The sequence below is a fragment of the Helicobacter saguini genome (assembly GCF_000762875.2).
Lineage (GTDB): Bacteria > Campylobacterota > Campylobacteria > Campylobacterales > Helicobacteraceae > Helicobacter_A > Helicobacter_A saguini.
In genome coordinates this window covers 1-846 of the sequence record NZ_JRMP02000056.1, presented here as the reverse complement: position 1 = coordinate 846, position 846 = coordinate 1, and the positions used below count along the sequence as shown (strand labels likewise).

Here is an 846-nt window from a genome sequence, read left to right as displayed (position 1 = left end):
CGAACTAACATTAACCAACACAAAGAATAACGAACAAATATACTTACACGCCCAAAAAGACTATAAAGAAATCATAGAATCTAACTTTAATCAAGTAATCAAACAAGATAAAGATTCTGTAGTAAAAGGAAGCTATATAGAATCTATCACAAAATATCATAAACAAGAAATACTAGGATTAAAAGATGTGCGAATAGGAGCAGAATATCTAACAAATGTTGCACTTTCTAAAGATACGATAGTAGGAGGAAGCAACACTCTAAATGTAGGGATAGACAATAAACTAAGAGTAGCAAATAATTCTAGTGAATATGTAGGTGGGGATAAAAATATCAGCATACAAGGGAAGCTAGAACATAATATAGAACGTTATAAAACAGAAATAATTAATGATAACGCCATACAAATTATTAAGGGTTACAATGATATTCAAATAAATAAAGATTTACATATAAGTACACAAGGAGAAAGCATTATACAATCTAACAATAATATACATATTTCAACAAATCAGTCATTATCTTTAAGTGCCAATGTTAATCAAACTATTTTAGCAGACAACATAGAAGTAAATGCAGAATCTAATATAGAACATAAAGCACAAAATGAAATAGTTAATCAAGTAGGAGATACTTTAATAATGGCAAAAAGTAATTGCGTTATAATTAAAGCAGGTGGAGTTGAAGTAATAATAGATTCTAATGGACTCATAGTCAAAGGTGGAGAAATTAAATCTGAGTAATAATCAAAGGACACACATGCCAAATAATCTATCAAATATGTTACAAGTGAATGTGTTACTAAAAGATTCTAAAACACCTGTAAGTGATATTAAAATAACATTAG

At 28.3% G+C, this 846-nt stretch carries 1 protein-coding gene; it reads left to right on the top strand.

The window, feature by feature from the left end; translation table 11 throughout:
• The coding region (locus tag LS64_RS12145) for a bacteriophage T4 gp5 trimerisation domain-containing protein (protein WP_138127391.1) at positions 1-742 on the top strand (742 nt) is incomplete at its 5' end.
• Between the last annotated feature and the right edge of the window lie 104 nt (positions 743-846).